The sequence below is a fragment of the Maribellus maritimus genome, from assembly GCF_022267315.1.
Lineage (GTDB): Bacteria > Bacteroidota > Bacteroidia > Bacteroidales > Prolixibacteraceae > Draconibacterium > Draconibacterium maritimum.
In genome coordinates, this window is sequence record NZ_JAIKLE010000032.1 from 65257 (window position 1) to 73084 (window position 7828).

Genomic DNA, 7828 nt, shown 5'->3' on the forward strand with positions numbered 1-7828 from the left:
TTGGTTTGAGGTAAACCTATCAATTTTATTTTAGAATTGCTAAGATTTAACATATATTTCTGAGCAGAAATACTTTAGTTTTGATGTTTTAATACAAGTAGAATTGGACAAACAGCAAATAACAGAACTTTTAAAAAGCTCGGGCAGGGAGAGAGCGGATTTATTAAACAGGGCGCGGGAAATAAAAGATGCGGCGGTTGGTAATAAAGTTTATTTCCGTGGTTTGGTTGAATTCTCCAATATTTGTTCGAAAGATTGTTTGTATTGTGGAATAAGAAAAAGTAATGGAAAGGTGGTTCGTTATAATGCTTCTGATGAGGAGATCCTGGCGGCGTGTCGTTTTGCCTGGGAAAACCGGTTTGGCTCAGTCGTTTTGCAATCCGGGGAGTTGTCATCTCCGGCGTTTGTAACCCGGGTTGATAATTTGCTGAAAGAAATAAAAAGACTGTCGAATAGCGAACTGGGAATTACGCTGAGTTGCGGCGAACAAACCCTCGAAAGCTATCAGCGCTGGTTTGAAAGCGGGGCGCATCGTTATTTACTGCGTATAGAAGCTTCCAACCGGGATTTGTATTATAAAATTCACCCAAACACTGAAAAGCATTTATTTGAGAAAAGAATCGAAGCATTGCATTTTTTGCGTGAAGCCGGTTACCAGGTGGGCACGGGTGTGATGATTGGGTTACCGTTTCAAACTTACGAGGATTTAGCAAACGACCTTCTGTTTTTCAAAAAGATGGATATTGACATGTGTGGAATGGGGCCTTATATTGAACACGAAGAAACGCCGCTTTACCAATACCGACATCTGTTAAAAAGTAAACAGGAGCGTTTTGATTTGGCGCTGAATATGATTGCTGTTTTGCGAATACTGATGCCCGATATTAATATTGCTGCCGCCACTGCTTTGCAGGCAATAGATCCGGCAGGGCGGGAAAAAGCGCTGAAAGTGGGAGCCAATGTTATAATGCCCAATTTAACGCCTTGCGATTACAGGAAAGAATATCTGCTTTATGAAGACAAACCTTGTTTGGATGAAGATGCTGATTTGTGCCGGAATTGTCTGGAAGCCCGCATTGAAATGGCCGGCAGCGAAATTGGCTACAACGAGTGGGGCGATTCAAAACATTTTCAAAATAGAAAGCGGTAAATTTTATGCTTTTTCTTTTACCAGTCGGTTATAATGGTCAATGGCAACAAAATAGTTCGGGTCTTCCAAAATGTTTACATCACAAATTTTTTCGGCCTTTTTAATCAGTTTCCTGCAATCGTTACTGAGGTGGCGCAGGTGAATGTTTTTCCCTACTTTCTGGTAACGTTCGGCCAGTTTATTAATGGCTTCAATCGCTGATTGATCTGCGATACGTGATTCTTTGAAATCAACAATTACTTCATCCGGGTCGTTCTGAACATCAAACTTTGATTGAAACAAAGCAGTAGAACCAAAGAAAAGCGGGCCATAAATTTCGTAATGTTTGTAGCCAAGCTCATCAATACTTTTCTTTGCCCGGATTCGTTTGGCGTTTTCCCACGAAAACACCAGTGCCGAAACAATTACACCAGCCAAAACCGCAATGGCCAGGTCGAAAACAACGGTTAATGCAGTAACCAGTACGATTACAATTAAATCGGAAACCGGAATTTTATTGATGATATTAAATGTGCTCCAGGCAAATGTGCCGATAACCACCATAAACATCACGCCCACAAGTGCTGCAACCGGAATCATTTCGATATAAGTTGAGGCGAAAAGAATAAACATCAGCAACATAATGGCCGCTACAATTCCCGACAAACGTCCGCGCCCGCCGGATTTTATGTTGATAATGCTCTGCCCAATCATAGCGCAGCCGCCCATTCCGCCAAAAAATCCGTTAATAATATTGGCTGTTCCCTGCGCAACACATTCGCGGTTGCCGCTTCCCCGGGTTTCGGTGAGCTCATCTACAAGGTTTAATGTCATTAGCGACTCAATCAAACCAACCGACGCCAAGATCAGTGAAAAAGGAAATATAAACTTTAGTGTGTCCAAATTAAAGGGGATGACCGGAATATTGAACGAGGGAAGCCCTGCTTTTATGCCTTCACCGCCACCATTCTGAATAAAGCTTTTTACAGTTTCAGTTTCAATATTTCCGAAAATAACAATCGCCGAAACCACTAAAATCCCCACCAGCGCGGCCGGAATAGCTTTGCTTATTTTCGGAAGGACAATCATAATAAGCATGGTTAAAGCAACTAAACCCAGCATGATTAAAAGCGGAGTTCCGCTTAACCATTTGTAGCCCGATTTAAACATATTGAGCTGCGACAGGAAAATAACAATGGCAAGCCCGTTTACAAAACCCATCATTACAGAGTGGGGAACCAGACGAATAAATTTCCCCAGTCTGAAAACGCCAAACAGCCCTTGAATAATTCCGGCCAGAATTAACGCCGCAAACAAGTATTGCAAGCCTTGTCCGTCGCCCAAGACATTGCCTTTTTGTACGAGGCTAACCATTACCACGGCCATTGCTCCGGTGGCTCCCGAAATCATTCCCGGGCGCCCGCCAAAAACGGAAGTGACAAGTCCCATCATAAAAGCGCCGTATAAACCCACAATGGGCGACACTCCTGCAACAAATGCAAAAGCTACCGCTTCCGGAACCAAAGCCAGCGCCACGGTTAATCCCGAGAGGATATCGTCTTTTATACTTCCCTGCTTTTTATCAATAAATTTGAACTGAAATTTCATGTTGTTTGCTTTCTCTCAGGCCTTGTGTGCCAATGGTTACTATGAATTGTTTATTATTTCTTTTGTTTAAAAGAGAAAGCGCGCGAAGATAGAGCTTATTTTAAAAACTATGTTCTACAGCATGTTTTTAAAGGGATTGTTAATGTTGTGGTAAAGTGGGGAAGGGATTACAGTTGAATTCCCTTCTGAATCAGAGGTGTTTGATAAATGGAGGTTTTGAAAGGAACTGTTTTACTCTTGTACGGATTTCCTCTGTAAACATTCATTATTTATAATATTTTTCCCATATTTTATCCAATTCCTTTCCTGTCCGTCCATATTTTTTAATCAATCGATCTGCGCTTTTATATTTTAACTTTATATCTTCTCTTTCCTCATCTACTCTTGAGAAAGATTGTTTAAGTGGTTTATCCAATAGTATTTTTGAATATTCAAATTTGTTTTTACCATCTAATATTACCAAGGCTTTGTATTTTAAACCAATTATTGCTTTCTCGAAATCTTCACGGTCAAAATCAAAAGATTGACTTTTAAGTTCAACAATACTGTCACCATGGTGAAAATCTAAGAACAAATGATAATGATAAATTTTATTGCTTTGAGTTTCATATTTATATATTAATCTACAGTCAACCTCTGTACCATATTCTTTTATTAATTCTCTGCTATTGTTTCTTGATTTTTCCGCGACTCTTCCCAAATACGTAAAACCAATAACCATTATAATTGCTATAAGAATTGTTACTATTTTTACAGTCTTTAGCTTAATCCTTGATTTTGTATTTCCAAACCTTTTTTTGTGTTGATAATCTGTTTCTTTATATATCATTTATTTGCTGCTTTCTTTAGTGCCGATGTTTGGGACATGTTATCGTTGCGGATTTCGGAGTCCTGTCCGGCACGAGACGATGTTGCGAGAATCCGGCGAACGACACACCACGTACCTCGCAGTGCAATTTACAATTTGTTACCGTGTCGTTTTTTGTTCAATTATCATTTTTTATTAATAGTCTAAATATCTGAAATTGCATTCAAATATCAAGTGAAAAATTATTTGATGTAATATTTAATACCGCCATAAAAACGGTAAGTAGTATGTCTTAATTCTCCTCCATCTATTGGTCTTGGATGTTTATTGTGGTGCGTTACACTTCTGTCATACCTTGCTCCGCAATTGAGAGCGATGTTAGATGATAAATTCAATTCCAACCCAGCCTCAATAATTCCGCTAACATCAATCTTTTTTGTGTTGTAAGCTAGAGATACATCCGAATTAAGTTCATCTGCATCAGTAAGAACAGAAGGAGAAAAGCCTGCCGAACCATAAATTTTTATTTTTTCCCCATACTTGTAACGCAAAAGAATGGGGAATGATATATAATTAAAAGAGGATTTATTGTCAACTCTAAACAATGATTCAGGAGGAGTTGGAGCAACTGATGAAAAAGATGAGAAATAATGTTCTGCAAATCCTTTTTCCTCATAGTTTACTTCTAATACGCCAAAAAATTCATTAAATAACCGCAGCTCGGCAGTTAGTCCGAAAGTGGGTGTTAAATGTCTGTCTTTATACATTGTTATACCTTCCAAGGTTTCGGTTTTATGAATAGAGGAGAACAATGTACCTCCATTAATACCTATGGATAAATCTTGGCTGCTTACTGTAATTGAAGATAATAAAAAGACCAAAAGCAAAAGACTTTTCATCGTAATTCGTTTTTTCAAAATTTCTGTTGGAAGACATTGTAATTATAACTTTGGTTGCGTTCCGTTTTCTAATTTATGTTTGTAACTGCACATTTTGAAAAATGTTAGGGGGCATTTTTATTTTTTCGCAATTTCTATCGCTTTTTCTAAAATTTCATCTTTCCCATTTTGTAGTCCTTCCATTGTTCTTTCAATAGGATAGTCTGGTTGAAACCCAATTAAGTGATGTTGACTACCATCATGTTTTAATACTTTCATACCCGTCCACATAACTTTGTAACCACAAGGCAAATCAATCCAATTCACATTTCCGTTGCAACCTGCGGTTGGTTCACCAACAGTAGTGGCTAAATTATAATGATTGATTATTCCCATTTCTGTTTCAGCACTGCTTACCACGCATGGCGCTGTTATGATAATACTTTTGGAAGTAAACCTGGGCAACTGAGGTTGTAATGACCAATTTTTTTTATGATATGTTACATTGTTCTGATTTGGATAAACCACTTGGGGAATATTCCACCAGGGAGAATTCACTGTAGTATCAATCAAATGAGGAATCAATTCAATCAGGTTTAGGTTTCCGCCCCAACGATAGTCATAAATTACAGTTTTTGCTTTTGCTAATTTGTCCAAATGTTTGGTAAAATTTGCAGAAGTACAATTACTTAAATTTATATAGAATATTTCAGGTTCAAACTCTTCAATATCAATTGATTTATATTGAAAATTATTTATTCGATTGAAGAATATGTTACCGCCAATGCTATTTTGAACATCGATTGACAACCCTTTTCCATCTCTTTCTATCAATACGTTCATAATCTCTGAATGGAATGTACGTCCGAATACATTTAAAGCTCGGTGTTTTTTTAGCTGTGGCGAACCGGAGATTTGTTTTTCCATTTCCTCCAGAACTTTTCCGGCTTTAACTCCATTTACTTTCTTTATAACATCTCCGGTTTTGAATTGTGGAATATCTGATGCAGTTATAACTATATTTTCCTCAATTAATTCTGTCCTGATTGGTATATGATACGTTGTTGTACCATATATAACGCCATGTCCATCTTCCAGTTTTGCAACCATTTTACTCAGCGTTCTGGTAAAGTCCGGTTTATCATTATTTGAATATGTTTCTTCTAACGTTTCAGGCAAAGCTGCTTCCCAATTGGTTTTAATTACATCGAAATAAGAGTAAAAGTGTTGAAACACATTCCAAGCAATTACGATGCTTGCCAGGTTGGTGTACATATAAAAGTCAGAAGTTGTTTTTGCTTCTGATATCTTCTGTTTTAATTCGAATAATTCTCTGTCGTTAGACTTTGGGTAGGTAGCTCCGTTTATATCATATAATGCCAAAGGAATTATACAATAAAGGTTGTTCCCAATAGATTCGTGAATACATTCTCCAAACGCAGGAACTTCTTCAAATATTTTTCCTGTGTACTCAGCTTTTAAGGCAAATTTGCGGGAATTAAAATTACTTTCGATCAATTCAATTTTATGTTTATCCTCAACAAATTGCCAGTTGTTTAAGTTGGATTTACTTTGGTCTTTTTCGAAATCCAGATTCGCAGAGCTTATTTCCTCCCATTTATTTCCTCTTTTAACGGTCAATGAAAGATTATCAGAAAGCAAGGAAATATCATTTTTGAGGATTCCCCCTAGTGTAATATATTTAGTGTCGTTACTAATTTTTACAGCTACTTCAAGTTCCTCCCACTTCGTTGAATTAATAGTAACACCATTTTTCATCACCCATCTTTGAAAATACTGTGAATCTTGATTTCCAGTGACAGGTAATAAAAATAACCTCGCTTCACTGCCCGGGCTTGAAGATTGCACTTTGAAATACCCGGTTAGCTTTATTTCTTTACCCTGAAATTTCGATACATCAGTTATTGATTTAATGAAAGCGGAATAAGAGTCAGTTGTATCCCTGTACGTGCGGTGACTTTTGTAAATATTACTTTTTTCTCCAAGATTAACTCCATAATGTTGCCATGTAACAACCTTGTTGTTTAAAGTATCGGACGGCATTAGTGAATGTAAGTCAACCGGAGATTTGATTTCTCCATTAGAAATTTGCAGTCCTTGAACGATAGGTGAAAAAAGATGAAACAGGGTATCTCTCAGCTCAGCATCTGATTTAATATTTTCTACTTTTTGTACGCCAAGGATTGCGAATTTGTCCCAGTCAATTTCCTGTGCTTCATCACTTGGATGAAACCAGCGTGCATAACCATACAGTTTCCCGAAAGTTTCAATATTCTGAACTTTTCTCGATTTTTTTTGGCAACCAAAGAGCATAGATATGCTAATAATGATTAATAAATATTTCTTGATTGTTTTCATCTTTTAAAATGTCCCCTAGCGGTAAGTGTATGTCCACTAGGTCATGTTATTTATATTATTTCGTTTTCAACGATCATGTTACACCCCGAATTTGATGGCATAGTAACATCTTTTATGTAAAATTATCTAAAATATAATTATTTGTTTTCTTTTGTCTCCAGGTATTGTTTTTGGTTTTAATTTTTTTTAAAATAAACATTATTTCACAACATCGGTGAGGAACAGAAATAAAATAGCGGTCGAAAATAGCGGCTGTGTACATCGATGTAGTTGCAAATCATATCATCCAACTTTTTTTGGAAAAAAGGAGAAACCAGCCTTCACGCACGGCGTCGGCAGTTGCCGGTGTCTCCACCGGGACTCCGGAGGCCTTTCGGCACCTGCAGAACACAGAGCAAGACCCAAAACAGCCTTTCGGCAAGTGCCGAAACCTTCAGCTAAGCCTCGCGCAAACTTTCTCCTGCAGAGGAACCTTCTTCCAGTGCTCGGGCGAACTTTTTCCATAGGAGGAAACCTTCTGCGAGCTTCAGGTTGGTTTTTTCGCTTTGCAAAAAACAACTGCCAAGCGATAGCTGTCTTTCTCTTCTATTTATAACAGTTATTGTTTTAATACGGCCCTGGTAAAGATAAATTTCTGAATTTTCTGATTGAATTTGATACCGGTTATTTTGAATTCGGTTCCGTCGCCTTGTTATAACATGTCTTTATAAACCATATTCGTTGGAAATCAGCGGCATTCTGTTTTTGAATTGATGTTGAACGTTTTGGGTAACTGCCGGCCTTGGGCAAATGAACCTTCTTTTAAAGAAAACGACTATCTATTTTAGTATCCAAGATATTGTTTTATTCATTTGGAAATTTTCCCTCTACTGAGGATGAGTTTTCCAATGTATATTTCCGCAATGTGCTTTTTGTTATATGATTGTGTATACTTATACCAATTTGAGTATATAGTGCCGCTGTATTATCTTTGAAGCATGGGAAGACAAAGCAAATTCAATATAAAAGAGGATTTAAAAGAACTTG

5 protein-coding genes are annotated in these 7828 nt (G+C 37.4%); 1 reads left to right on the forward strand and 4 read right to left on the reverse strand.

The window, feature by feature from the left end; genetic code table 11:
* The first annotated feature begins 103 nt into the window (after window positions 1-103).
* Window positions 104-1150, forward strand: a complete 1047-nt coding sequence (gene hydE, locus K5G00_RS22340; RefSeq protein ID WP_238768670.1) for a [FeFe] hydrogenase H-cluster radical SAM maturase HydE — start codon at window positions 104-106, stop codon at window positions 1148-1150.
* 3 nt (window positions 1151-1153) lie between these two features.
* Here the strand turns inward: hydE and K5G00_RS22345 are convergent, their stop codons facing one another.
* From K5G00_RS22345 to K5G00_RS22360, 4 genes are all read right to left on the reverse strand, one after another.
* Window positions 1154-2737 (reverse strand): SulP family inorganic anion transporter, encoded by a 1584-nt coding sequence (locus tag K5G00_RS22345; protein ID WP_238768671.1) that lies wholly within the window; start codon window positions 2735-2737, stop codon window positions 1154-1156.
* Between the two features lie 265 nt (window positions 2738-3002).
* A complete protein-coding gene (locus tag K5G00_RS22350) occupies window positions 3003-3566 on the reverse strand; it encodes a hypothetical protein (protein WP_238768672.1) in 564 nt (187 codons plus the stop codon).
* Window positions 3567-3787: 221 nt separating this feature from the next.
* Window positions 3788-4444, reverse strand: coding sequence for an outer membrane beta-barrel protein (locus K5G00_RS22355; protein WP_238768673.1), 657 nt, complete (start codon window positions 4442-4444; stop codon window positions 3788-3790).
* Between the two features lie 117 nt (window positions 4445-4561).
* Window positions 4562-6802: a S41 family peptidase gene (locus K5G00_RS22360; protein WP_238768674.1), complete on the reverse strand. Its 2241-nt coding sequence runs from the start codon at window positions 6800-6802 to the stop codon at window positions 4562-4564.
* Window positions 6803-7828 lie beyond the last annotated feature (1026 nt).

Excerpts from the sequence above, each read along its gene's own strand:
- K5G00_RS22360 (WP_238768674.1), bottom strand. The coding sequence starts at position 6,802 with ATGAAAACAATCAAGAAATATTTATTAATCATTATTAGCATATCTATG.
- K5G00_RS22350 (WP_238768672.1), bottom strand. The coding sequence starts at position 3,566 with ATGATATATAAAGAAACAGATTATCAACACAAAAAAAGGTTTGGAAAT.
- K5G00_RS22345 (WP_238768671.1), bottom strand. The coding sequence starts at position 2,737 with ATGAAATTTCAGTTCAAATTTATTGATAAAAAGCAGGGAAGTATAAAA.
- K5G00_RS22355 (WP_238768673.1), bottom strand. The coding sequence starts at position 4,444 with ATGAAAAGTCTTTTGCTTTTGGTCTTTTTATTATCTTCAATTACAGTA.